This is a genomic window from Paraburkholderia sp. NPDC080076, from assembly GCF_050281145.1.
In the GTDB taxonomy this organism is placed as follows: Bacteria; Pseudomonadota; Gammaproteobacteria; order Burkholderiales; family Burkholderiaceae; genus Paraburkholderia.
Genome location: NZ_JBNNWQ010000019.1, coordinates 1 through 24,217, shown reverse-complemented (window position 1 = coordinate 24,217; position 24,217 = coordinate 1). Strand labels below are relative to the sequence as shown.

General features: G+C 62.8%; 23 protein-coding genes and 1 pseudogene. 8 read left to right on the top strand and 16 right to left on the bottom strand.

Features of this window, described 5'->3' with window-relative positions:
• Positions 1-23: 23 nt before the first annotated feature.
• Both ACQKRQ_RS40705 and ACQKRQ_RS40700 read right to left on the bottom strand, forming a co-directional pair.
• Positions 24-1,130, bottom strand: a complete 1,107-nt coding sequence (locus tag ACQKRQ_RS40705) for an ABC transporter permease (RefSeq protein WP_132374181.1) — start codon at positions 1,128-1,130, stop codon at positions 24-26.
• A gap of 75 nt (positions 1,131-1,205) precedes the next feature.
• The gene (locus tag ACQKRQ_RS40700; RefSeq protein ID WP_427483396.1) at positions 1,206-2,804 is read right to left on the bottom strand and encodes an ABC transporter ATP-binding protein; all 1,599 of its coding nucleotides are present in this window, start codon (positions 2,802-2,804) and stop codon (positions 1,206-1,208) included.
• Positions 2,805-3,055: 251 nt separating this feature from the next.
• Between ACQKRQ_RS40700 and ACQKRQ_RS40695 the strand changes: the two genes are divergently transcribed.
• Positions 3,056-3,988 (top strand): LysR substrate-binding domain-containing protein, encoded by a 933-nt coding sequence (locus ACQKRQ_RS40695; protein ID WP_074764203.1) that lies wholly within the window; start codon positions 3,056-3,058, stop codon positions 3,986-3,988.
• Between the two features lie 63 nt (positions 3,989-4,051).
• On the opposite strand, the gene ACQKRQ_RS40690 is transcribed toward ACQKRQ_RS40695, so the two are convergent.
• Positions 4,052-5,449 carry an 8-oxoguanine deaminase gene (locus ACQKRQ_RS40690; RefSeq protein ID WP_427483394.1) on the bottom strand — a complete coding sequence of 466 codons (1,398 nt, stop codon included), beginning with the start codon at positions 5,447-5,449 and terminating at the stop codon, positions 4,052-4,054.
• Between the two features lie 538 nt (positions 5,450-5,987).
• On the opposite strand from ACQKRQ_RS40690, the gene uraH reads away from it, so the two are divergent.
• The 4 genes from uraH to ACQKRQ_RS40670 all read left to right on the top strand — a co-directional run bounded on the left by uraH (position 5,988) and on the right by ACQKRQ_RS40670 (position 9,763).
• Entirely contained in the window at positions 5,988-6,341 is a 354-nt protein-coding gene (uraH, locus tag ACQKRQ_RS40685; protein WP_132374179.1) for a hydroxyisourate hydrolase, read from the top strand.
• 347 nt (positions 6,342-6,688) lie between these two features.
• Positions 6,689-7,882 (top strand): urate hydroxylase PuuD, encoded by a 1,194-nt coding sequence (locus ACQKRQ_RS40680; RefSeq protein ID WP_408176135.1) that lies wholly within the window; start codon positions 6,689-6,691, stop codon positions 7,880-7,882.
• 268 nt (positions 7,883-8,150) lie between these two features.
• Positions 8,151-8,417, top strand: coding sequence for a helix-turn-helix domain-containing protein (locus tag ACQKRQ_RS40675; protein ID WP_427483391.1), 267 nt, complete (start codon positions 8,151-8,153; stop codon positions 8,415-8,417).
• The gene (locus ACQKRQ_RS40670; RefSeq protein ID WP_132374177.1) at positions 8,414-9,763 is read left to right on the top strand and encodes a type II toxin-antitoxin system HipA family toxin; all 1,350 of its coding nucleotides are present in this window, start codon (positions 8,414-8,416) and stop codon (positions 9,761-9,763) included. Before ACQKRQ_RS40675 ends, ACQKRQ_RS40670 begins: the two co-directional genes overlap by 4 nt.
• Positions 9,764-9,893: 130 nt before the next feature.
• Here ACQKRQ_RS40670 and ACQKRQ_RS40665 read toward each other — a convergent pair whose 3' ends face one another.
• The 10 genes from ACQKRQ_RS40665 to ACQKRQ_RS40620 all read right to left on the bottom strand — a co-directional run bounded on the left by ACQKRQ_RS40665 (position 9,894) and on the right by ACQKRQ_RS40620 (position 19,048).
• Entirely contained in the window at positions 9,894-10,406 is a 513-nt protein-coding gene (locus tag ACQKRQ_RS40665) for an ureidoglycolate lyase (protein ID WP_408176132.1), read from the bottom strand.
• Positions 10,403-11,416, bottom strand: coding sequence for an allantoicase (alc, locus tag ACQKRQ_RS40660; RefSeq protein ID WP_408176131.1), 1,014 nt, complete (start codon positions 11,414-11,416; stop codon positions 10,403-10,405). Before alc ends, ACQKRQ_RS40665 begins: the two co-directional genes overlap by 4 nt.
• 73 nt (positions 11,417-11,489) lie before the next feature.
• Positions 11,490-12,011, bottom strand: coding sequence for a 2-oxo-4-hydroxy-4-carboxy-5-ureidoimidazoline decarboxylase (gene uraD, locus ACQKRQ_RS40655; RefSeq protein WP_427483388.1), 522 nt, complete (start codon positions 12,009-12,011; stop codon positions 11,490-11,492).
• Positions 12,008-12,958 carry an allantoinase PuuE gene (gene puuE, locus ACQKRQ_RS40650; protein WP_012433325.1) on the bottom strand — a complete coding sequence of 317 codons (951 nt, stop codon included), beginning with the start codon at positions 12,956-12,958 and terminating at the stop codon, positions 12,008-12,010. The genes uraD and puuE overlap by 4 nt, the downstream gene beginning before the upstream one ends.
• A gap of 238 nt (positions 12,959-13,196) precedes the next feature.
• Positions 13,197-14,063: an aspartate/glutamate racemase family protein gene (locus ACQKRQ_RS40645; protein ID WP_427483386.1), complete on the bottom strand. Its 867-nt coding sequence runs from the start codon at positions 14,061-14,063 to the stop codon at positions 13,197-13,199.
• 26 nt (positions 14,064-14,089) lie between these two features.
• Positions 14,090-15,571: an NCS1 family nucleobase:cation symporter-1 gene (locus ACQKRQ_RS40640; RefSeq protein ID WP_427483385.1), complete on the bottom strand. Its 1,482-nt coding sequence runs from the start codon at positions 15,569-15,571 to the stop codon at positions 14,090-14,092.
• 334 nt (positions 15,572-15,905) lie between these two features.
• Positions 15,906-16,646, bottom strand: coding sequence for a GntR family transcriptional regulator (locus tag ACQKRQ_RS40635; RefSeq protein ID WP_132374170.1), 741 nt, complete (start codon positions 16,644-16,646; stop codon positions 15,906-15,908).
• A 314-nt stretch (positions 16,647-16,960) separates the two neighbouring features.
• Positions 16,961-17,887 carry a muramoyltetrapeptide carboxypeptidase gene (ldcA, locus tag ACQKRQ_RS40630; RefSeq protein ID WP_427483383.1) on the bottom strand — a complete coding sequence of 309 codons (927 nt, stop codon included), beginning with the start codon at positions 17,885-17,887 and terminating at the stop codon, positions 16,961-16,963.
• A gap of 28 nt (positions 17,888-17,915) precedes the next feature.
• Entirely contained in the window at positions 17,916-18,473 is a 558-nt protein-coding gene (gene tadA / locus ACQKRQ_RS40625; protein ID WP_408311647.1) for a tRNA adenosine(34) deaminase TadA, read from the bottom strand.
• A 173-nt stretch (positions 18,474-18,646) separates the two neighbouring features.
• Positions 18,647-19,048, bottom strand: coding sequence for a DnaJ family domain-containing protein (locus ACQKRQ_RS40620; RefSeq protein ID WP_132374168.1), 402 nt, complete (start codon positions 19,046-19,048; stop codon positions 18,647-18,649).
• A 262-nt stretch (positions 19,049-19,310) separates the two neighbouring features.
• Between ACQKRQ_RS40620 and ACQKRQ_RS40615 the strand changes: the two genes are divergently transcribed.
• Positions 19,311-19,544 (top strand): hypothetical protein, encoded by a 234-nt coding sequence (locus tag ACQKRQ_RS40615; RefSeq protein ID WP_132374167.1) that lies wholly within the window; start codon positions 19,311-19,313, stop codon positions 19,542-19,544.
• A 43-nt stretch (positions 19,545-19,587) separates the two neighbouring features.
• Here the strand turns inward: ACQKRQ_RS40615 and ACQKRQ_RS40610 are convergent, their stop codons facing one another.
• Positions 19,588-20,193, bottom strand: a complete 606-nt coding sequence (locus ACQKRQ_RS40610; protein ID WP_427483380.1) for a 2'-5' RNA ligase family protein — start codon at positions 20,191-20,193, stop codon at positions 19,588-19,590.
• A 332-nt stretch (positions 20,194-20,525) separates the two neighbouring features.
• On the opposite strand from ACQKRQ_RS40610, the gene ACQKRQ_RS40605 reads away from it, so the two are divergent.
• Both ACQKRQ_RS40605 and ACQKRQ_RS40600 read left to right on the top strand, forming a co-directional pair.
• A complete protein-coding gene (locus ACQKRQ_RS40605) occupies positions 20,526-21,734 on the top strand; it encodes a putative DNA modification/repair radical SAM protein (RefSeq protein WP_408176122.1) in 1,209 nt (402 codons plus the stop codon).
• Positions 21,735-21,743: 9 nt separating this feature from the next.
• On the top strand, positions 21,744-23,216 hold the full coding sequence (locus ACQKRQ_RS40600) for a UdgX family uracil-DNA binding protein (RefSeq protein WP_427483379.1): 1,473 nt from the start codon (positions 21,744-21,746) through the stop codon (positions 23,214-23,216).
• A gap of 210 nt (positions 23,217-23,426) precedes the next feature.
• Here the strand turns inward: ACQKRQ_RS40600 and ACQKRQ_RS40595 are convergent, their stop codons facing one another.
• Positions 23,427-23,942: an Ohr family peroxiredoxin gene (locus ACQKRQ_RS40595; RefSeq protein ID WP_427483377.1), complete on the bottom strand. Its 516-nt coding sequence runs from the start codon at positions 23,940-23,942 to the stop codon at positions 23,427-23,429.
• Positions 23,943-23,965: 23 nt separating this feature from the next.
• Positions 23,966-24,217 (bottom strand): annotated as a pseudogene (locus ACQKRQ_RS40590) (NmrA family transcriptional regulator); the annotation flags it as partial.

Here is a 24,217-nt window from a genome sequence, read left to right as displayed (position 1 = left end):
GTGAGCGAATGTCAGAGAGCTGATCAGTGAACCTGGGCGGCCAGCGTTCGGCGGCGCACGCGGTAGTTCACGAACAGGTCGGCACCCAGCAGGCAGAACAGCAACAGCCCCTGGAACACGCCGGAAAGCGCCTGCGGCAGTTGCATCGAGGTTTGCACGGCTTCGCCGCCGAGGTACAGCAACGCCATCAGCAGGCTCGCGAGCACGATGCCGAGCGGATGCAGCCGCCCCACGAACACGACGATGATCGCGGTGAAGCCGTAACCCGGCGACCACGTGGCCTGCAACTGCCCGATCGGACCGGAGATCTCGCCCATGCCGGCGAGGCCGGCGAGGCCGCCGCTGATCAGCAGAGACGTCCAGATGGTCTTCTTGTCCGAGAAGCCGGCGTAGCGCGCGGCGAGCGGCGCGAGACCGCCGACGTTCATGCGGTAGCCCGCGAAGCTCTTGCGCATGAAAACCCACACGAGCGGAATCGCAATCAGCGTGACGAACACCGATGCGTTCAGACGCGTGCCGCGCAGCCATTTCCAGTGCCAGTCGCCGGAGAAGGTCGGATAGAGCGCGTCGCCGCTGAACATCTCCGAGAGTGGGAAGTTCATGCCCTGCGGATCGCGCCACGGGCCGCTCACCAGGTAGATCAGCAGTTGCGTGGCCACATATGTGAGCATCAGGCTGACGAGAATCTCGTTGGTGTTGAAGCGGCTTTTGAGCAGCGCCGGAATCGCCGCCCACGCCATGCCGCCGAGCACGCCGGCAATCATCATGGTCGGCAAAATCCACCAGCCGGTGGCCTGATCGAAATAGATCGCGACGCCGCTCGCGGCGATGCCGCCGAGCAGCATTTGCCCTTCTGCGCCGATGTTCCAGACGTTGGCGCGATAGCCGATGGCGAGACCCAAGCCGATCAGGCACAACGGCGATGCCTTCAGCAGCAGCTCGGACCAGCCGTTCACGCTGGACAGCGGCTCGATGAAAAACGCGTGCATGGCCTGCAGCGGATCGCGGCCGACGAGGCTGAAGATCAGAAAGCCGATCGCGAGCGTGAGCAACGCGGCGATCAGCGGCACGGCGAGCTGCATGGTGCGCGAGGGCGTCGTGCGTGCTTCGAGTCGATACGGAAGAATCATGGGTAGCGTGTGATTGATATGGTTCTCGTTCTGATGCCGGGCGAGCTCACGCGTATTCGCGCGACAGACGCCCGCTCAGGCATGCGCCGGTTGTTCCGCCGAAGGCGCTGCGCCCTCGCGATCGCCGAACAGCCCCGCCATCCAGCGGCCGATTTCCTCGGCGTTGGTCGCTCCCGTGGCGCGCACCGGCGAGAGTCTGCCGCCTGCGAGCACCGCGATGCGATCGCAGATGTCGAACAACTCTTCTAACTCCTCCGAGATCACCAGAATCGCCACACCGCGCGCCGACAGATCGAGCAACTGCTGGCGAATGAACGCCGCCGCGCCGACGTCGACGCCCCACGTGGGCTGCGCGACCACCAGCACCTTGGGCGCCTGCAGAATCTCGCGGCCCATGATGTATTTCTGCAGATTGCCACCCGACAGACTTTGCGCGAGCGCTTCCGAACCGCCGCAGCGCACGTCGAAAGCGTCGATGCAGCGCTTCGCAAATGCGCGCATCGCGCCGGCCTTGATCCAGCCCGAACTCACCATCTGCTGACGATGCGCGGTGAGCAGCGCGTTTTCCGACAGCGTCATGGCCGGCACCGCGCCGCGGCCAAGGCGCTCTTCCGGCACGAAGCCGAAGCCGAGCGCACGTCGGCCGCCTGCGCCGAGGCGTCCCGCCGCCTTGCCGCAAATCGTGACCGCGTCGGCACGCACGCCGCGCTTTTCGCCCGACAGCGCCGACAGCAGTTCCGCCTGTCCATTGCCCGAGACGCCCGCGATGCCGAAGATCTCGCCCGCATGCACGCCGAACGACACGTCACGCAGCGAGGTGCCGAACGGGTCGTCGCTTTCCACCGAGAGTTGCTTCACGTCGAGCAGCACCGCGCCCGGGTTGTGTTCGCGCCGCGTGTAATCCGGCAGCGAATGGCCGACCATCAATTGAGCGAGCGACGCGTGGGTTTCGCCCTTCGGCTTCACGTGACCGGTCACGCGGCCGCCGCGCATCACTGTCGCGGTGTCGCACAGTTCCTGGATTTCGTCGAGCTTGTGGCTGATGTAGAGAATGCTGCAGCCTTCGGCGGCGAGCCGCCGCAGCGTCTCAAATAGTTTGCGGACCGCTTGCGGCGTCAGCACCGAAGTCGGCTCGTCCATGATCAGCAGACGCGGGTTCTGCAGCAGACAGCGCACGATCTCGACGCGTTGCCGCTCGCCCACCGTCAGACTATGCACGTGACGCTGCGGGTCGATGTCGAGCCCGTAGTCGGCCGAGACTTCGCGGATGCGCTTGGACAGCGTCTTCAGATCGAACGGTTCGTCGAGCGCGAGCGCGATGTTTTCGCCGACCGTGAGCGTCTCGAACAGCGAAAAATGCTGGAACACCATGCCGATGCCCAACTTGCGCGCCGCCGCCGGATTGGCGATCTCGACCGTCTGGCCTTCCCAGCGAATCTCGCCGGCGTCGGGCCGCACCGCGCCGTAGATGATTTTCATCAGCGTGCTTTTGCCGGCGCCATTTTCGCCGAGCACGGCATGGATCTCGCCCGGCGCGACGATCAACGTGACGTCGTCGTTGGCTCGCACGGCCGGGTATTGTTTGGTGATGCCTTGAAGCACCAACCGGGGCGCCGCCTGTTCCGGCCTGTCTGCCGGCTGCGCGGCGGCGCCGTCGCTATAAGAGTCGCTCATGTGATTCCGTAGTACGTCAGTGACTGCCGGTTACAGCGCGTCCGTCCACCTTGCCGGCGGCCGATCCGTCACCACAACCGGATGACAATACCTAATTCGACCCAGTCAGTCGAGCCGCCAAAATTCCCCGCAAACCCGCGCCGCAGCGCGCTCTGCGGGTATCCCACTCTTGACGCGGCGTCTCGTTCATATTAAAAGTCATATACCCCCACGCCCGTTCGATCAGCCAGCACATATATTTCGGAGAAGTCATGAGTCAGCAACGCGAGGCGATCGATACGTATCTATTACGCGTCTTGCACACCCTCTTGATGGAACGCAGCGTCACGCGCGCGGCCGTCAAACTGAATCAATCGCAACCCGCCATCAGCGCGGCGCTGCGCCGTTTGCGCGACATCACCGGCGACCCGCTGCTGGTGCGCGGCAAATCCGGCATGGTGCCGACGGAATACGGCCTGCGCCTGCTCGAACCGGTGCAGAACGCGCTGCGCGAGATCGAACGCATCAAGTTTCAGCAGCACAACTTCGATCCGGCCACGTCCATTCGTTGCTACCGGATCGGCTGCCCGGACTATCTGAATGTGCTGTTCGTGCCGACGGTGGTCGAACGCTTTCGCCAGGCCGCGCCGAACGCGACGCTCGAGTTTCACTCGCTGGGACCGGCCTTCGACTACGAACTCGCGCTCGAGGACGGCAAGCTCGACATCGTGGTCGGCAACTGGCCGGAGCCGCCGGAGCAGTTGCACCTGTCGAACCTGTTCGTCGATCAGATCGTCTGCCTGATGAGCAACACGCATCCGTTCGCCAAACGCGGCGGCCTCACGCTCGACCAGTACCTGAATGCGCCGCATCTCGCGCCTACTCCTTATTCGGTGGGCCAGCGCGGCGCGATCGACGTGCACCTCGCGCGCGAGCGCTTAAAGCGTCATGTGGTCGTGACCTTGCCGTACTTCAATCTGGCGCCGTACGTGCTGATCAAGTCCGATCTGATCTTCACGACGACGCGTCTCTTTGCCGATTACTACGCCAAGTTCCTGCCGCTCACGGTCGTGCCCGCACCGCTCGATTTCCCGCCGATGCAGTACTACCAGTTGTGGCACGAGCGCGTGCATTACTCCGATGAAGTGCGCTGGTTGCGCAGCCTGGTTGCCGAAGCGACCAAGACGTTGATCGACAAGCCTTAAGTCTTTGCGTTTGTGGGTTATCGGCGGTTACGTGTCTCGTCGCCGATAACCTCACCCTCCCCGTTACGCCGCCGCTTCGTAAAGCGTCTTCGCCAACCGGTTGTGCTGCTCGATCACCGGTCCGAGTTCCAGCGTCGTCAACTGCCCGTCCTTCACGACCACCTTGCCGCCGATCACGCTGTGGCTCACTTGTGACGGCGCGCAGAACACGAGCGCCGCGACCGGGTCATGCAACGCGCCCGCGAAGAGCGGCTGACGCAAATCGAACGACACGAAATCCGCCGCCATGCCGGGTGCCAATGCGCCGATGTCGTCGCGATTGAGCACTTTCGCGCCACCGAGCGTCGCGATTTCCAATGCCTCGCGCGCGGTCATCGCATCCGGCCCGAAGCCGACTCGCTGCAACAGCAACGCCTGACGCACTTCGGCGATCATCTGCGCGCCGTCGTTCGACGCCGATCCGTCGACGCCCAAACCCACCGGCACGCCCGCCAGACGCATGCGCTTAACCGGCGCGATGCCCGACGCAAGCCGCATGTTCGAACACGGACAATGCGCAACACCGGTGCCGGTGCGCGCGAACAGCTCGATGCCCGCGTCGTCGAGTTGCACACAGTGCGCATGCCACACGTCATGACCGACCCAGCCGAGGTCTTCCGCATACTCCGCCGGCGTCATGCCGAACTTCTCCCGGCTATACGCGATGTCGTTGACGTTCTCCGCCAGGTGCGTATGCATCGACACGCCGTACCGCCGCGCCATCACCGCCGATTCACGCATCAGATCGCGGCTCACCGAGAACGGCGAGCATGGCGCGACCACCACGCGCAGCATCGCGTAACGGCCTTCGTCGTGGTATGTCTCGATCAGGCGCTGCGTGTCCTTCAGAATGTCCGCTTCACGTTCGACCACCGAATCCGGCGGCAGGCCGCCGTCTTTCTGCCCCACGCTCATACTGCCGCGCGCCGCGTGAAAACGCATGCCGATCCGGCGCGCCGCCGCAATGCTGTCGTCGAGCCGGCTGCCGTTCGGATAGATGTACAAGTGATCGCTCGAAGTCGTGCAACCGGACAGCAACAGTTCGGCCATTGCCGTCAGCGTCGAGACTTCGATCATCTCCGGTGTGAGGTTCGCCCACACCTTGTAGAGGTTGGTCAGCCAGCCGAACAATTCGGCGTTCTGCGCGGCGGGGATCGCGCGCGTCAGGCTCTGATACATGTGGTGGTGCGTGTTCACGAGACCCGGAATCACCAGATGTCCACGCATGTCCAGCACTTCGTCGGCGGTTTGCGGCAGTTCCGCGGTCAGTCCGGCCGCGACGATGCGGTTGTCCTCGATATACAGGCCGCCGTCGCGCAGTTCGCGCCGGGCGCCGTCCATCGTAACCAGCACGTCCGCGTGCTTCACCAGCATCGTTTTTTTGGGCTTATTCGTTTGATTAGCCGCTCGTTCCATCGTCATTCGTTTCTCCGCTTCATTGCTTCCGTGCAAAGCCGTTCGAACGCGATGTGGCGGCACGCCACCGTGCCGCCGCGTCCCGTCGAACGCCGTTGGCCCGGTTACCCAGCGTGTTTCCGCCGTCTTCGGGGTGCGTCGCGGCTGAATCGTCGTCGATTCGCGTTTGCTGCAACGCACAGACGTAACCTTCGACGGCCAAAATAATGCTGACAACTCACGCCAATGCGATACCCAACTTCACGCCGTCGATATAGTGGGCCTTTTTTTGGCGCCGGTACGATCCGCCGGTAAGGCAAATGCGCTGTAATAGTCGAAGGAATCGAGTCGTTGCGGCTTTCAGCAGGCTGTCCGTCATGCGCCAGCTATTATCTTTCCTATCTCGCGCGCGCTGGACGGAACAACCTTTTTACAATGGCTGTCACGGCGCTCGCTTCAATTCGCCGACGGGTATGTAGCCACTGACGTGGAGCCTCGATCCGCCGCAAACGTGTCTGGATCGGGCTGCCGCCGAAACCTCGCATTCACATAAGGAAAATTGCGAATGGGAAAGCTCACTACCCATGTGCTCGACACCGCGAACGGCCGTCCCGGCGCGGGCATCAAGGTCGAACTCTTCGCGCTCTCAGGCGATACGCGCCGCGCGCTCAAAACCACAACCACCAATGACGACGGTCGTTGCGACCAGCCGCTGCTCGAAGGCGAGGCGCTAGTCGCGGGCGAATACGAACTCGTGTTCGGCGCCGGCGACTACTTCGCGTCGATCGGCACGAAGGTGCCGGAGCCGCGCTTCGTCGATCGCGTCGTGTTGCGCTTCGGCGTGGCCGATGCCAGTGCGCACTATCACGTGCCGCTACTGGTGTCGCCGTGGTCGTACAGCACGTATCGCGGCAGCTAGGAGACATCTGCCACGAGGCGCGGGAAAGGTGTTGGACAAAGCGAGGTCGAGTTCGCGCAGCATACCGGTCGCGCTCGATTGCATTGCGCAGATGCTCATGGAGACACATGCGAGCACCCGCGAAACGCAATCGAACGCATGCGGCTCGACCCGCTTCGCCCCATACGCGACCCAACCGACGAGCCAATAAAAAAACGGCGCTGTGCGAACTGAGCGCATCGCGTCTTCACCCCGCAGTCTGCGCAGTGACGTGCTGCTCGTGCTGCCCTGCCAATGACCCGTCAGCCGGCTTTTAGAAGGCACACAGCGTCATTGCGTGTACAACGAATCAGAAGTGGAGGAGTTTCATGGAAGGCTTTATCACAGACTGGTTGAATCTGGCGATTCGCTGGTTCCACGTCATCGCCGCGATTGCATGGATCGGCGAATCGTTTTATTTCGTCGCGCTCGACAACAGCCTGAAACCGCCGATCGACCCGAACCAGCGCAAGCGCGGCGTATTCGGCGAACTGTGGCACGTGCACGGCGGCGGCTTCTACAACATGCAGAAGTACACCGTCGCGCCGCCGGAAATGCCGGACGATCTGCACTGGTCGAAGTGGCCGTCGTACACCACGTGGCTGTCGGGCTTCGGTCTCTTCACCGTGCTGTATCTGTTCTCGCCGAGCACTTACCTGATCGACAAGAACGTGCTGGATATGGGCCCGGTGGTTGCGGTCGCATCGGCGCTCGGCTTCCTCGCCGCCGGCTGGATCGTGTACGACTCGCTGTGCCGCATTCTCGGCAACAAGGACAAGGTGCTCGGTATCTGTGTCGGCGTGTACGTGCTGATCGCGGCGTGGCTCGCGTGCCATATCTTCGCGGGCCGCGCGGCTTACCTGATCATGGGCGCGATGCTGGCGACGATCATGTCGGCCAACGTGTTCTTCGTGATCATTCCGGGCCAGCGCAAGATGGTCGACGCGATGCTCAAGGGTGAAACGCCGAACCCGATCTACGGCAAGCGCGGCAAGCAACGCTCGGTGCACAACACGTATTTCACGCTGCCGGTGGTGTTCGCGATGCTGTCGAACCACTACGCGATGACCTACACGCATCCGTACAACTGGGCCGTGCTGCTGGTCATCATGCTGGCCGGCGCGCTGATCCGTCAGTTCTTCGTGATGCGTCACCGTGGCCAGGTGCTGTGGTATCTGCCGCTGGTTGGCATCGCGCTGATGTTCGTCGCCCTCTTCTGGACCATGCCGAAGCCGATCGTGCCGCAAGCGCAAGCGGCGAACGCGCCGACCGTCAAGGTGGCCGATATCGCACCGGTGCTGCAGCAGCGCTGCGTGGCTTGCCACTCCGCGCATCCGACGATGATGGGCAGCGCCCCGGCCGGCGTGCTGCTGGATACGCCGGATGAAATCTCGCAGAACGCGCAGCGGATCTATCAGCAAGCGGTGACGCTGAAGGCTATGCCGCTCGGCAACGTGACGCACATGACCGACGAGGAGCGGATGAAGATCGCCGCGTGGTTCGAAGGTGGAGCGGTGAAGTAATGACCGGGCCGGGCGCGTTGCCCGGCGTGGCGATGGATGAAGCAACAAACGGCGGGCCTTTCGCGCGAGCGGGAAGCCCGCTTTTCTTTGGGCGCGTCGGTGTCGGCTCCTCAAAGGTGCGCTTTTGGTATTTTGTAGCCTGCGGGCTACAAAATACCAAAATTCGTTCAAAATGTAGCCCATGAGGCACAAATCTCATCAGCTGTTTTGTGCCTCATGGGCTACAATAACAAACGAATTCGTCAAAATTGGTGCCGTGGGGCTACAAATGACCAATCTCGCCGATGTATCGGACATGCTGAAGGCCGTGCGCCGCGAAAGCAAACTGTCGCAAGAGGAACTGGCGCACCGGGCGGGCGTCGCGCGCACCACCGTCGCGCGTATGGAAACGCTCGCCAAAAACGACATGAGCGTGTCCGTGCTCGTGCGCCTGCTCGAAGCGGCAGGCTACGACCTCAAGTTCGTCGCGCATGGACACGGGCGCACGCTCGAAGACATCCTCGCTGAACAACGCAATCCGGACGCGAACTCATGAGGCTCGACGTTCAGGTACTGGGCAAGAACGTCGCCACGCTATTTCGCGAGCGCGACGACTACGTCCTCAAATACAACCGCGACGCGAGCGCGGCGGACTTCGTCAGTCTGGCCATGCCGGTGCGTGAAGAGGCCTGGCGCTGGCCGCGCGACCTGCATCCGTTTTTCCGGCAAAACCTGCCGGAGGGTTATCTGCTGAATCTGATCCGCGAGCAATTCGGGCCGTTGCTCGACGGCACCGACCTGTCGCTGCTCGCCGTGGTCGGCGCCATGGGGATCGGCCGCGTCACCGTGACACCAGAAGGCGTCGCGCCGGGCACGGAACTGCAAGCGCTCGACGTGCAGGACATTCTGCACGGCGACAACACGGCTGAACATTTCGCGCAACTCGTGCGCGAATATGCGCGCGCGGCCATCTCGGGCGCCGTGCCGAAGTTCATCGCGCCTCAAGACGCGACGTCCAGCACGTCTACGCCGATGCCGCTCGGCAAACCGACCATCCGGACGAGCCGCCACATCGTTAAAGGCTCGGACGACAACACGCCGTTTCTCGGCTTCAACGAGTTCTATTCCATGCGCGTGCTGGAACGGCTCGGCGTCGCGCCGGTCGCGCGCACGCAGATGTCGGACGATGGCCGGGCGCTGATCGTCGAACGCTTCGACGTCGACGCACAAGGACTGCCGGCCTACGGCATCGAAGACATGTGCGGCCTATTAGGTTTGCCGCCACATGAAAAATACAACTCGACCAGCGAGAAAATGCTCAATGCCGCGCGAGCGTATCTGCTCGATCGCAACACCATGCGGCAGCAACTGGAATATCTCGGCTGGCATTTGCTGACGAACTACGTCGTACGCAACGCGGACTGCCATACGAAGAATGTGGCGTTGTTCTATACGTCGGTCGACGATGTCGCGTTCACGCCCGTCTACGACATCGTCACGACGCAGGCATACCCACGCTACGCGGCCAATCCGCCGGGCTTGCCGATCGACGGCCGCAAAACCTGGGCGGCCGGTAAAACGATGGAGCGTTTTTTTAACACGCGCATGGGCATCGCGCCACGACAATACGCGCAGATGGTCGAGGCGCTGTGCGATTCGGCCGTCGCCGTCGGCCATGAGTTGATCGAAGCGGCACGCAACGAGACGCAATGGCACACCGTCGCAAAGCACATGCTTCACGCGTGGGACGACGGCATGGCGTCCTTGCGTTCGCCGAAGAAGAGCCTGCAATTCAAAGGGCTCAAACCGGCTATCGAAGCCGCGGGTTTTTCCGCGCCTGAACCAGCGGAACGCGCGCGCGAGGTGATCGGGCATTCACCGCTTCTTGCCAAACGCAGCTAAACGCAGCTAAACGCGGAACGACGGCGTCGCGCTAACTTCGCGGTTCGCCGCCAAAACAAAAAAAACCCACAGCACTGATGCTGTGGGTTCTTTTTAAGTCAACCGGCTCGCTACGTCAAAGCGATAAAACTCAAACAGCCACCGCGCTCAACGCATCTTCCGTGAGCCACAACGACTCCGCGAGATCCTGCTCATTGAGGTTGAGGCCATCTCCGCCACGATCGACGACGATAAAGTCGCTCACGTCGCCCAACGCGATCAGCGGATGATGCCATACGCCCTTCGCATAGTTCACGCCCTGCCAGCCGCTCGTCACGAACGCGCGAATCTTCGACGCATCCAGCTCGCCCGCCGGCGCCACGACCACCAGATACGGCTTGTCGTTCAGTGGCACGAACGCCTGGCTGCCGAGCGGATGACGTTCGAGCATCTTCAGTTCGAACGGCAGCGTGCGCGGCTGCCCGCGAAACAGGTTCACGAGCGTGCGGCCGTTCTCGTCGTCGACATCCACTTTCGCGAGATCGTGATAGCGGATCGTCGTGCCGAGATTGATCGGAATCTGCTTCGCGCCTTCGAGTTCGATCACGTCGCCGAATGCGGCGAACGCTTCCTTCGTCAACGGTTCGATCGCGAGCGTTTTCATGATGCGAGCGTACCCCACAGACGCAGACGCGACACGCCGCCGTCCGGAATGATGTTAAAGCGCACGTGCGTCACCGGACCCAGCGCCGCGATTTCGCTTTCGAAATAGTGCTGGTTGTCCATCTTCAGCTTCTGTTCGCCGAGCAGCACCGGCCAGAACATGGCTTGCGTGATCAGCGAACTGTCCGTGCCGCCCGTCACGTACGCGGCCTGAATCGAGCAGCGGTCCGGATAGTTGCCCTTGAAATGCGCGGTATCGACTTCGATCTTCCTGATCACGCCCGGTTGCGCCAGCGCGACGATCGCCCAGTCGTTGCCCGGCTCGCGACGGCGGCGTGTTTCCCAGCCGTCGCCCATGTTCACGCCGCGGCCCGGCATCAGGATCGTCGACGCAGCGCCGAAGTGCTGGTTGTTCGCCGCGACCAGATACGCGCCGTTTTCCATCGCGGCGAGATCGAACTGCTCGGTGCGGCTCGCGCCGGCCCAGTCGACTTGCGGTTGACCATATACACGCAGACGCGCGATACCGCCGTCCGGATAGATGTTCACGCGCAGGTGCGTGTACGCATTCGCGTCGCTGACTTCGTGATAGTGGTGGCTATTGCCTTGCAACGTGGTCGACGGCACGATTTCGGTCCATTGCGTCGACTGGGTCGGCGCGCCGTCCACCACGCGCGCGGCTTCCACCGACGCCGCCGGCGGGAAGTTGCCCGTGAAGTGGCTGGTGTCGAGATCGAGGCCCTTGATCACGCCCGGACGCGCCAGCTTCACGACGCACCAGTCATAGCCGTTGGCGCGCTTGCGGCGCGTTTCCCAGCCGTCCATCCACTTGCCGTTGTCGTCGTACTTGCCTGGAATGAAGACGGCCGGCTCCGGATTCAGCATGCGTTCCTTCGGTGCGAAGAAATCGTCGCTGGCCTCGAGCGCCTGCGCGCCCAGGCGCGGGTCCGCCAGATTCACATAGCGGCGCGTGAATTCCGGTGCGTTGGGGTCGAGAATCGGGAGTGCCATCTTTGTCTTCCTTAGTGTTTGTCAGTGCTGAAAAAAACGTTTCGGTTCGAGTCCAGCGACGCGTGATAAGACCTTACGCGTCGATCAGGTCGTCGAGCCGGAAACGTGCGATGCGGTAGATCTGATCGAGGCTCGCGCGCAATTCGTCGGCGCGGCTATTGTTCACGCGCGCCTCGAAGTTCGCGATGATGCCGTGACGGTCATACCCGCGCACGGCCAGAATGAACGGAAAGCCGAACTTCTCGCGATACGCGGCGTTCAGCGCGAGCAGCTTGTCGAATTCTTCCTGGGTACACTGTGCGAGGCCGGCGCCGCTCTGCTCGCGCGTGGATTCGACCGTCAGTTCGCCGCGCACGGCAGCCTTGCCGGCGAGTTCCGGGTGGGCATTGATCAACGCCAGTTGCTTCTCTTCACCGGCCGTTTCGACGATGTTCGACATCTTGCGATGCAACTCGTCGATGCTGGCGAAAGGCCGTTGCTGCGCGGCAATTTCCGCGACCCACGGCGAGTGCTCGAAAATGCCCGACAGCGCTGCCACGAACGCGTCGGTCGAGGTTCTGTTGAGTTGGTCCAGAGTGTATTGCATCGCCTTCATGCCGCAGCCCCGCGGTTGTTTTGTTGGTAAGGATGATGTTCGCGCCAGTGGCGCGCAATATCGACGCGTCGCGTCACCCACACGCGATCGTGCTGTTCGATATGGTCGAGAAAACGTTGCAGCGCGCGGAAGCGCCCAGGGCGCCCGAGCAGGCGGCAGTGCATGCCGATGGACAGCATCTTCGGCGCTTCGTCGCCTTCTTCGTAGAGCACGTCGAATGCGTCGCGCAGGTACGTGAAGAAGTGGTCCGCCGTGTTGAAGCCTTGCGGGCTCGCAAAGCGCATGTCGTTGGTGTCGAGCGTGTACGGCACGATCAGTTGCGGCACTTTCGCGCCGCCGGTGACGTCGACGTCCATCCAGAACGGCAGATCGTCGCCGTAGTAATCCGAGTCGTACAGAAAACCGCCGTATTCAGCGACGAGGCGCCGCGTGTTGGGACTGTCGCGGCCGGTGTACCAGCCGAGCGGACGCTCGCCCGTCACGCGCTCGATCGCTTCCATGCCGAGGCGCATGTGTTCCGCTTCTTTCTCCGGCGCCATGTCCTGATAGTGAATCCAGCGATAGCCGTGGCACGCAATCTCATGACCGAGTTCGACGAAGGCACGCGCCAGTTCCGGATGCCGTTCGACCGCCATGCCGACGCCGAACACCGTGAGCGGCAGCTTGCGCTTTTCGAATTCGCGCAGGATACGCCAGACGCCCGCGCGCGAGCCGTACTCGTAAATCGACTCCATGCTCATGTGGCGCGCCGGAAAAGACGCGGCGCCGACGATTTCCGACAGAAACTGCTCCGAGCCGGGATCGCCGTGCAACACGCAGTTTTCACCGCCCTCTTCGTAGTTCAGGACGAATTGCACTGCGACACGCGCTCGACCCGGCCAGTTTGCCTGCACCGGGTGGCGGCCGTAGCCGATCAGATCGCGTGGGTAGTTCGGGTCGAGTGGCATGGTTTGACGAATGCGTGGTGACGGTACGTAAAATTCGCGTGGAACTCACGTGGCATGCACGTGAGGTTGGCGTGAGCTTGCGTGCTGAGTGCAAATGGCTCACGCGGGCGTGGGTGGAAAAACACCAGAAGCCGTACCGAAAGCAGCAGAAAAAAGCCTTTCAGGCAGCCCGCGCCGAGTTGGACCAGTGTAGCGAAAACACCCGGGTGCGCCCATACACCCGGGCAGATAGTGCGTGTCAGACTGAATGTATGTGCGGCCCCGATTCTGTAGTGTTTACCCGCAATAAATCGGCCGTTCCTGCGGTTTGCGGCGCATTTGCGGCGGAAATGACAGCAGAACTTCGCGGCGTGAGCGGATTCGGATCGGTGTCGGTCGGGCTGAAAGATGCCAGCGCGCCGTCGTAGCGCTTGGCCAGCGGCCGGGCGTAATCGCCGCGTTTGGCCGTCGAAAGACGCAGCGCGACCAGCGCCTCGGTCCACTTGACAGCCGCCGTCACGCCCTCGATCACCGGCGCGCCGAGCGCGTCTTCGATCTCCGCGCACAACTCGGCCATGCCCGCGCAGCCGAGCACGATCGCGTCCGAACCGTCTTCCGCGAGCGCGCGCCGGCATTCGTCGAGGATAATGCGACGCGCCGCCGAGCCAGGCTTGTCGAGATCGAGCACGGCGACGTCGGTGGCGCGCACGTTGCGGCAAAACCGTTTCATGCCGTAGCGCTCGGCGAGGTGCCACGCCATGCCGCACGCGCGCGCCAGCGTGGTCACCACCGAGAAGCCCGGCGCCAGCACGCTGGCCGCGTGCATCGCTGCTTCGGCGATGCCGATCACCGGGCCGCGCGCCAGCTCACGCGCGGCGTACAGACCGGGATCGCCGAAGCAGGCGATCACGTAGCCGTCGCAACCTTCGCGCTCGCCGGCGGCGACTTCGGCGAGCAGGCCCGGCGTCGCAAGCGCTTCGTCGTAATAGCCTTCAATCGACGGCGGCCCCATAGTCGGATTCACCGCGATGATTTCAGTGCCCGGCGCGGCGACTTCGCGCGCGCAGCGGCCCATCGCTTCCGTCATGCGTTGGGTCGTATTCGGGTTGATCAGTTTGATGCGCATATCGACTCCTGTTGCGTCTGCAAGCTTCAACGTGCGAGAACGCGATAGAACACCGCGGCGAGGCCTGCGCCAATGAACCACGAGAAATTCGCCATGCCGTCGAGCGCGGGCACCATCACGCAGATTACCGCGATCACGGCAGCCGGCAGCAGCGCGGCGACAGCCCGGTAGTTGACGCCGTTGCGATACCAGTACGAACCGGTGGGCGCGACCGTGTACAGATCGTCGAGGACGATCTTCTGACGCTTCACCAGATAGTAGTCAACGATCAGTACGCCATACAAAGGTCCGATGAAACTGCCGAGGACGTCGAGCGTGTAGTGGATCACGGCCGGGTTGTTGAACAGATTCCACGGCGTGATGAAGATCGACGCGACCGCTGCGAGCATACCGCCCATGCGCCAGCTAATCAGGCGCGGCGCCACGTTGGAAAAGTCGAAAGCCGGCGAGACGAAGTTGGCGACGATGTTGATGCCGATAGTCGCGATCGTGAAGGTCAGCGCGCCGAGAATCACCGCAGTCGGATAGTCGATACGGCCCACTGTTTCGACCGGGTCCGTGATCAGTTCGCCGAACACCGGCAGCGTGGCCGCGGTCGTGATCACCGTCACCAGCGAGAAGGCCAGGAAGTTGACCGGCAGCCCCCAGAAGTTGCCGCGCTGCACGCTGCGAAAGCTCTTGCCGTAGCGTGAAAAGTCACCAAAATTCAGCATCGGTCCGGAGAAATACGACACCACCAGCGAGATCGCCGTGATCATCACCGGAACGACCTGCATGCCGTGATATTTGACGCCACCCAGGTTGATGCCGATGTTGCGCCATCCCGCGCGATACACCATGTAGCCCGCGAGAATGAACATCACCACGTAGACGGCGGGACCGGCGAAGTCGATGAACTTCTTGATGGTCTCCATGCCGTGCCAGAACACCAGTGCCTGCAACACCCACAGCAGCATGAAACCGGTCCAGCCGAGCGTCGAGAGTCCCATGAAGCCATGATGATGAACATCGGCGTAAGGCAGCAACTGCGGAACGAACTTCAACACGACGATCACCAGCGCGCTCGAGGCCAGATAGGTCTGAATGCCGTACCACGCGACCGCGATCAGGCCGCGAATCACCGCGGGAATATTCGCGCCGAGCACGCCGAAGGTCGCGCGGCACGCCACCGGATACGGCACGCCGTTCGCCTGGCTCGGCTTGGCGATCAGGTTGCACAACAGGTTGACGATGGTGATGCCGACCAGCAGCGCGATCAGCACTTGCCAGCTCGTCAGGCCGAGCGCGAACAGACTGCCCGCGAACACATAGCCGCCGACGCTGTGCACGTCCGACATCCAGAACGCAAAGATGTTGTAAGCGCCCCAGGTTTGATGCCGCAACGGCGCGAGATCTTCGTTGTAGAGTCGGTCGCTGTAGCCTGCGGGCATCGCCGGTTCGCTGGGCGCGCCGTCGTCTGCATAAGTGGGAATTGCGGGATTGCCGGGCGCTGCACTGAACTGAGCCATGATTCCTCCTTGGAATAGGGACCGTCGATAGCGAATCGAAGGACGTTGCATCGGCCATGCCAGTCGCGCCCGCCTCGTCCGTGTGAAACGAAGGGTCTTGGCGCGTCTGTCCGGCCGTGCCGCGGATGTCTCCGTACCTGAAGTACTGTGTTTATCGCACCGCCAGCAGCCGCGACTTCCCGGCGATGCGTTACTACTCGAAGCCCGTCGCCCGGCGGCGGACACGCGTGCACAAGCCGGCAGCGCTCACGCCGAGCCGCCTTGCAACGCTTGATTCGTTCAGTTCAATTCAGTGCGGCGCGCACCGGTAACGGGCGCACGCCGGCCGCTGGCCTCAGCCTTGCGCGGACTTTGTCTTCGATGAATCTCTGGCTGCACCGTTGAGTGCGCCGAACACTTCGTGCAGATCGGCCGCGCCACGTGCGGGGCGGTCCAGCATCTTCAACTCGACGCTTTGCAGATGGCGCGACATCAAGGCCGCCGCCTCTTTTGCATCGCCGGCGTCGAGCGCGGCGAGAATGGCTTCGTGGTCCTCGAACGAGCATGGGCTGCGTCCGAGCGACTCGTACAGCGCGGAAATCAGCGTGGAGCGCGCCACCAGACCGTTCAGGCAGTCGCACAACACCGCGTTGCCGGTGAGTCCCGCCAGCTCGGTGTGAAACTCGCCCGACAGGCGAATCCACGCCGGAAAATCACGTGTCTCGAACGCTTTGCGTTCCCGGCCGATCATGCTGCCGATGCTCTTCAAACGCCGCATGCCGTGACCAGTGCAAATCTTTTCGACCACCGCCAACTCGATGATGCGACGCATCTCGAACACTTCGTGCACTTCCTGCAGCGACGGGCTTGCTACGAACGCTCCGCGATTCGGTTCGAGGTCGACGAGGTGATCAGTCGCCAACTGCGCCAGCGCCTGCCGGATCGGGCCGCGCTTCACGCCGAATACTTCGCACAACTGCGCTTCTGTCAACTTTGAGCCCGGCGCGAGCCGATGCTCGAGGATCGCGGCGCGGATGCGCTCGGCAATCACTTCGGGTTTCGAACTATTGGCGGCTGCGGACTCTGTGTCGGACATGATGTTCGTCTCGGTATGTAGGTCATCATAGGATGGACATAAAGATTGTCAACAATTTTTGCTTCGAATTTCGACAATCTTCGCGCTGAGGGCGAGCTGGCGGGCTGCCGGCTCGGCTTGAGTGCCTAGTGCCGCCTCAGTACGAGTTTAATTAGGTGAGACTGGGGTCGTCTATTGGTGGCGGATTTTGTCAACAAAATCGAAGGACCTTCACGAGTCGTTCTGTCTGCGGTGGCCAATAGGAACTGACCGTTAGTTGCGTTAATGATCTTAAAAAGAAAGCGGGCAGCCGCCCGCTTCCCTCCTGCGCCGGTTCAGGCCAGGTACGGATAGCCCGACAAACTCAGTTTGAACCCGTGAGCGTCGGCGACGAGATGCGCGTCCGCGCCCACCGGCAGCGTCAGCATGTTGCGGACATGCCCGAATTGAAGGCCGGTGACGACCGGAATACCGATCACCGACCTCACCTGCTCGATCATGGCGTGCAGGTCGTAACCATTGTCGTAGTCGTAGGGTTTGGCGCCGGAGAAATCGCCCAGCACGAGCGCCTGTTGCTGCGCGAGGATGCCGGCCAGGTGCAACTGATAGATCATCCGCTCGACCCGGAACGGTTGTTCGTTGACGTCCTCGACAAACAGGATGCCTCCCTGCACCGGCGGCATATACGGCGTGCCGATCAGCGATGCGAGCACCGCCAGATTGCCGCCCCACAACATGCCCGAGACGTCGACCGGCTGCGCTTGCGGCGTGTTGCTCGAGACCGTCATGGTCGGCTTCGTCAACGCCGACCAGAAGTGCTGCATGGTGAATTCGCTCAGTTCCTCCGCGCCGAAGTCGCTCATCACCATCGGGCCGCCGAAGGTCTTCACGCCGGCACGCGCCAGCAGCGCAAGCTGGATCGCGGTGAAATCGCTGTGTCCCACCAGCGCGATCGGCTGATCGGTCAGCCGCCGCTGCAGCCCGTCGTAGTCGAGCCCGTGCAGGATGCGCACCGCGCCGTAGCCGCCGCGCACGGCCAGCACGATGTCCGGCAACTTGCGCGACGGGTCGGCGAGCCGGTTCAGATCGGCCGCGCGCTCGCCATCGGTGCCGGCAAAGCGCTGATAGCGACGCCGCGCCGCCTCCACGCCCTCGACGTGATGCCCTTGCGTATGGAAGCGCTGCAACGCGCGATGCAGCACCTCGGGATCATGCGGATACCCGGACGGCGCGATCAGTTCGATGGTGCGATGGACGGCCATTGGCGAGACCTTGTTGGACGTTGTTGTTTTAGAGCGACTCAGCCGGACCCGGTTCGTTGTCCGGTTCGCTGCCTGCGTCGGCGCGTGCCGCCGCGCGTGCTGCGCGGCTCGCGCGCCGCCGCTCGGCAAAAAACGACTTGAGCGCGGCGCCACATTCATTTTCGAGCACGCCGCCGATCACCGTGGTGTGATGATTCAACTGCGGATTCGCGAAGGCATCGACGACACTGCCGCACGCGCCGGTTTTCGGATCGCGCGCCCCGAACACGACACGGGCGATGCGCGCGTGCATGATCGCGCCCGCGCACATCAGGCACGGCTCCAGGGTCACGTAGAGTTCGCAGCCCGGCAGACGGTAGTTCTCGACGGCCTGCGCCGCGGCGCGCAACGCGGCCATTTCCGCATGTGCCGACGGGTCGTGCCCGCCGATCGGGTGATTGAAACCCGTGGCGATGACTTCGTCGCCGCGCACGAGGACTGCGCCGACGGGCACTTCGCCGGCAGCGCGCGCCTCTTCGGCGGCGGCTTGCGCCAGCGCCATGAAGCGGCGATCGCGCTCCGGGACTTCGGGAACAGCGGGAAATATGGACGGCTCGCCAAGCGTGGGATCTGAACTCGCGAAGGCACCGGCAGCGCTCGCATCGGCCGCAGTCAACTCAGCGACACCGCTGATCGAGGCCTGAGAACCCTGCACATTCAGCACATCGCGAGACTCGACAGAATCCGAATCCGGCAAGGCGGCGTGGGCAAGCGGCTCGCTCACTGCGAACCCGCGTCTGCCGTATTGAGGTTGCCGGCGCGCTCAGACAGCCGCTCGGCAATGCGCCGGCAGTACTCGCGCGGCAGAACCAGTGGCCCGCCACGCAATGATTCAAGTGCCATATCCAGCGCCAGCATGCGCGCCTGGAGACGGCAACGGGTAGCCTGGTCGCTCACGGCATTCAACTCCGCTTGCAGGTCGCGCAACGCGCGCAACTGCTCGACAGCGGGCGGCACGAAACCCGCATTCTTCAAAATCCGGTTGGCGACGCGCACTTCTTCAGGGACCAGAGCATCGTCGTCCAGCGACAGCGGCGCGCCCGCGCCAGGTAACTCGTCGAACTCGCCTCGCGCGGCGGCGGCGGCAATACGCTGTTCGACTAACGCATCAAGCAATTTCATCTGCAATCCACTACGTTGCGGCCCAAGCATTCTATCAGGGAGCGCACGATCGTTCCGCTTCTCGAACCGACGAAACCTCCTACGTTTTCAGATTCCGCGTATTTGAGGGACATAGGGTCGTGCGCTAGCCTCAGCGATTCGCGGCTGTGCCGCATGCCGCCCCTTTTTCTCCGCACAAACCTGACAGAAGACTTGCGACGAACGACGCCGTTCGCGCCTTTGCTCTCCGCTCCCCTAAGCCATTGACGTTATGAAATCCCGAATGACCAACTCAAGCCTTACCTGCGCCACCATCGGTTTCGACGCCGGCATCAGCCCGCATGCCGCTCCCGATCTCACACACCTCGGCGAACGCATTCTCAAACCGAGATTGCGCGCAACGCTGGCCGCCGTGGCCATGTCGCTCGCGCTATCCGGTTGTGGCGTGTTCTGCGGCGGCGCGGGCGGCAGCGGTGGCGGCTTCGCCGGCGGTTGCGCGACGGGCATGCGGTTCTAGCCCGGCGCGTTCGACACGCCGCCGTCACCTTGGGCGACGCGCGCTATGACTCGGCGCCCGCCAAAGTCCATCGAGCCAACGCGACATGCCGCGTACGCCCGAGCAAACTGTGCATCAACGCAAACTCACGCACGTTCCAGCATATCGGGTCAACGGGACGCGCCGCGGCCCATGGCATGCCGTACGCCAGTGTGACATGCGGTATGTAGCGCGCCGCCGATGAGACGGCGTGGTCCCCCAAACCAGCGTCCTGCAATGCATGGCCCAAAGCGCCGTGCAGCATGTGCAGGCCAGCGACGCCCTCGCCTCCGCCCAGCACCAGCGGTCCCGGTCGCGGCTTCGACGCAAAGCTGACCGCCGTGTCGAATTCGACGCTGAACGGCTCCATTTTGATCGAGGCGGCCGCCTGCATCGCCGCGTCGACTCGCTCCTGCGGCAAACCGCCCGCGAAATTTCCCAGATGATGCAAGGTGACATGCAGACGGCCCGCCGCAAGCGGCTTACTCCGCGCGCGCGTCTCCCCGCAAAGCTGTTGCGCGAGCTTCGCGATGCTGGCCGCTGTCGTGGCATCGGGAAACACGGCGAAGAACAGACCGTCTGTGGGCGTTGGCGGCGCCTCGAGCCCAGGCAGCCAGAGTTGTTCAGGCATGGCGTTCCTGACCGGATAAAGCCGGCATGTAGATGAATCTCCGTTCATTGTGCGGGCTCACCCGCGTACTTGATCTATTCAGACCGCTCGCCGGTGCGAGCTTCCGCGATCGTCTTGTTATTAATCCCATCGCGCCGCTGGAGATATGGTTTGCTGCAAGCAAACGCAACGCCATTCGGCATACGCTCGATTCCCGTTGTATTGCTTCTGCTCGCCCCGTTTGTTCACCGGGCGCGCCCCCGTGGATCAACGCCCGCTTTTCATTAAAAACCGCTTGCAGTCACGACCTGCCCACGTACAATACTGTACATCCATACAGTATCGGCGGCAACGTGGAACTGCTCAAAAAGCTGGAAGTATTGGCCGACGCGGCGAAGTACGACGCGTCATGCGCAAGCAGCGGCGCACCCAAGCGCGGCTCTCGCGGCATTGCCGGTCTGGGCGCCAGCACCGGCGCGGGCATTTGCCACAGTTTCACGCCAGACGGGCGCTGCGTCTCGCTGCTGAAAATTCTGCTCACCAATTTCTGTTTGTACGACTGTCAGTACTGCGTCAACCGGCGCTCGAGCAACGTGCCGCGCGCACGCTTCACGCCCGAGGAGGTCGTCGAACTGACGCTGGATTTCTATCGGCGCAATTACATCGACGGACTGTTTCTGAGTTCCGGAATCATTCGGTCATCGAACTACACGATGGAACAGCTCGTGCGCGTCGCCCAGTCTTTGCGCGAGGATCATCAGTTTCGCGGCTATCTTCATCTGAAGACGATTCCCGACGCCGATCCGCAATTGATTGCGCAAGCCGGGCGCTATGCCGACCGCTTGAGCGTGAATATCGAACTGCCCACCGACGGCAGCCTCGCGCGGCTCGCGCCGGAAAAGAACGTCCGCACCATCAAGCTCGCCATGGGTTCGATCCGTCTTGCGCAGGAAGAGGCGCATAGCGACGCCAGAGCGCCGAAGTTCACGCCAGCGGGTCAAAGCACGCAGATGATCGTCGGCGCGGATCAGACGAACGACAGCACGATCTTGCAAACCGCCGCGACGCTCTACGGAGCGTACAAGCTCAAGCGCGTGTACTACTCCGCCTTCAGCCCGATTCCCGATAGCCCTTCCGCATTGCCCGCTCAGGCGCCGCCGTTGTTACGCGAACATCGCCTGTATCAGGCCGATTTCCTGATGCGCGGCTACGGCTTCAGTGCGGATGAGCTGTTCGAACAACCCGGCAACCTCTCGCTCGATATCGATCCAAAGCTCGCGTGGGCGTTGGCGCATCGCGAGCAGTTTCCGGTCGACCTGAACCGCGCGCCGCTGCGCATGATCGCGCGTGTGCCGGGCATCGGCATGCGCAACGCGAAACGCCTGGTCGAGCTACGGCGTTCGCGCCGTGTGCGCTACGAGGACCTCGTGCGGCTGCGTTGTCCGCTGGAGAAGATCAAGCCGTTCGTCGTGACGCAGGACTATCGCGCGGCGCTGCATGACGCGTCGTCGGCGCGATTGCGCCGGGTGTTGGCGCCGCCGGTGCAACTGGCGTTGTTGTGACGCGTCGCGATGCGTTCCATCGTTATCGAAGATCATTTCGCCGCGTGGCGCGCCGCGTCGCTTGGCGCTTTGGGCGAAGGCCTCGCGCCGGAGACGATCGAATGGCGCGTCAAGCAGGAACCTGAGTCGTCGCAAGAGCAGGCGCTGTTCGACTATGGCGCGACATCCCAAGCAGCGGAGCCCCGACCCTCTGCCATGCATGTTTCAAAGGAACTGGCAACGCTATTGCAAGACGCCGCGCTGTATCGCGAATCACAGCGCTGGGCGTTTTTATACAAGGTGCTGTGGCGTTGGCAGCACGGCGACCGCTCGGTCGCCTCGCCGGCAGACGCGGATGGAGCACAACTCCATCGCATGGCGAAAAGCGTGCGGCGTGCCAAGCACGACATGATCGCGTACGTGCGGTTTCGCAAGCAGACGTCAGCGTCTGCGTCAGCGGTGCAAACACCTGAATACATCGCCTGGTACGAGCCCGAGCATGATGTCCTCGCGTGGGCCGCGGAACATTTTGCGCAACGCATGGGACGCGCGACCTGGATGATCACGACGCCGCGCGGCGCGGCCTTCTGGGACGGTCAGCAACTGCATCTTGAGCAACGCCGCGCCCTGCCCGGCGACCATCGTCGCGATACCGCGGACGAAGCCGAGGCGTTGTGGCTCGCCTATTACCGCAGCACGTTCAATCCGGCGCGACTGAACGAAGCGGCGCTCGAGCAGCACATGCCGGTACGCTTCTGGAAAGGCTTGCCGGAGGGCCATCTGATCCCCGCCATGATCAGTGAAGCGAAAAGCGGCGCGCGCCGCGTGGCGCAGGCGAGCGGCGTCGGCGCACTGAGCGGCAAAACCATTCCGATCGAAGCGGACATGGCGCAGCCTGTCCGCGATCAACCTTCGTCACTCGATGCATGCCGGCGTTGCGACCTGTGGCGTAACGCAACGCAAGCGGTCGGCAGTTCGGGGCCGAGCCGCGCGCGCATCATGCTGATCGGCGAGCAGCCCGGCGATCAGGAAGATCTGAGTGGTCAACCGTTCGTCGGGCCGGCGGGGCAATTGCTGACGATAGCGATCACGCGCGCCGGGCTATCGCGCGACCAGATTTATCTGACCAACGCGGTGAAGCATTTCAAATGGGAACCCCGCGGCAAACGCAGGTTGCACAAAACGCCGGGACAGCGTGAGATCGAAGCGTGTTCCTACTGGCTCGAACGTGAGTTGCGCACGGTGCGCCCGGCGGTGATCGTCGCGCTTGGCGCTACGGCGCTCACCGCCCTGTTGCGTGGCAAGGTCAGCCTGAGAGACCATCTTGACGCGCCGTTCAAAGTGGAAGGCGGCTGGGGCATCGCCACCTATCATCCGTCGTTCGCGTTACGGCAGCAGAACGACGCGGACCGTGACAAAGTATTGGCCGACATCAGCAAAGCGCTCATCCGGGCGCGTGAGTTGGCCGAATCCGCCACGCCGACTGGTACTAAAGAGCAGTAAACAAAAAATGACGCCGCAGCGCCCTCTTTCGTGCTGTTAGTTCGCTGAATTTATTCCTGCTGGAACGTCACCGGGCAAAGCACCCTTGACGTGGCGACATCTGATCTATATCTAGATGTGCGTCTAGAACATTCGCAATACAACGATCTAACGAGCCGGATAAAGCTCCTCTTTTGCTCTAACAACGTCTGAGAGCACCTGCTCCCGGCATCACGATTCCCCGGCATCATCCTGCCGCACCAGCGCGACGACATTCTCGATTCCCTGCCGCGCCATCTTGGTGTAAGGGCAAAAGCGTTCGGTGTTGCGAACCAGTTCTTCGGCGACAACACGCTCGACACCTGGCAAGCGAACACGGGTCTGCGCGCTCAGGATGAACAGACCGTCCATCGGGTCACGGCCAAAATCGACGGTGACTTGCACCGAGGCATCGGGAATCGGAATGTTCGCCTGTGCCGCAAGCAGACTCAGCGCGCCATGAAAGCAGGCCGCGTAACCCGCCGCGAACAGCTGCTCGGGATTGGTGCCGCCACCAGGCCCGCCCAGCGCCTTCGGCAATCGCAAATGGACTACGAGATTGCCGTCGTCAGAACGGGCGATGCCCGACGCGCGCCCGTGCCCCGCGTCCCCGCCTGTTACGGTGACGGTGGTCGAATACAGCGTTTGGAGGTCGCGCCCGTGATACTTGTCGAGCAGCGTCAGCGGCGGTGGACGCAACGTGGTCATGGCGCGCCTCGTCGTCTCGTGGCTTAGTTCGCGGCTTGCGTCTGGGCGAACCACGCCTCGAAGCTCATCGTACCGAGACGCGGATTGGCGCCCGGAACGAGCGTGTCGTCCTGCAACCTTGCGCCGAAATAACGGGCCTGTGGGTCTTCGACGACCTTGCGCGAATCGTGCGTTGCCACAAGGAAACGCTGCACCATGCCGGCGAGCCGCACGCGTTCCGGGCCCGCGATCTCCGCGATGCAGTTGCGCGGTTCGCCCGCCGCAAAGTCCGCGAC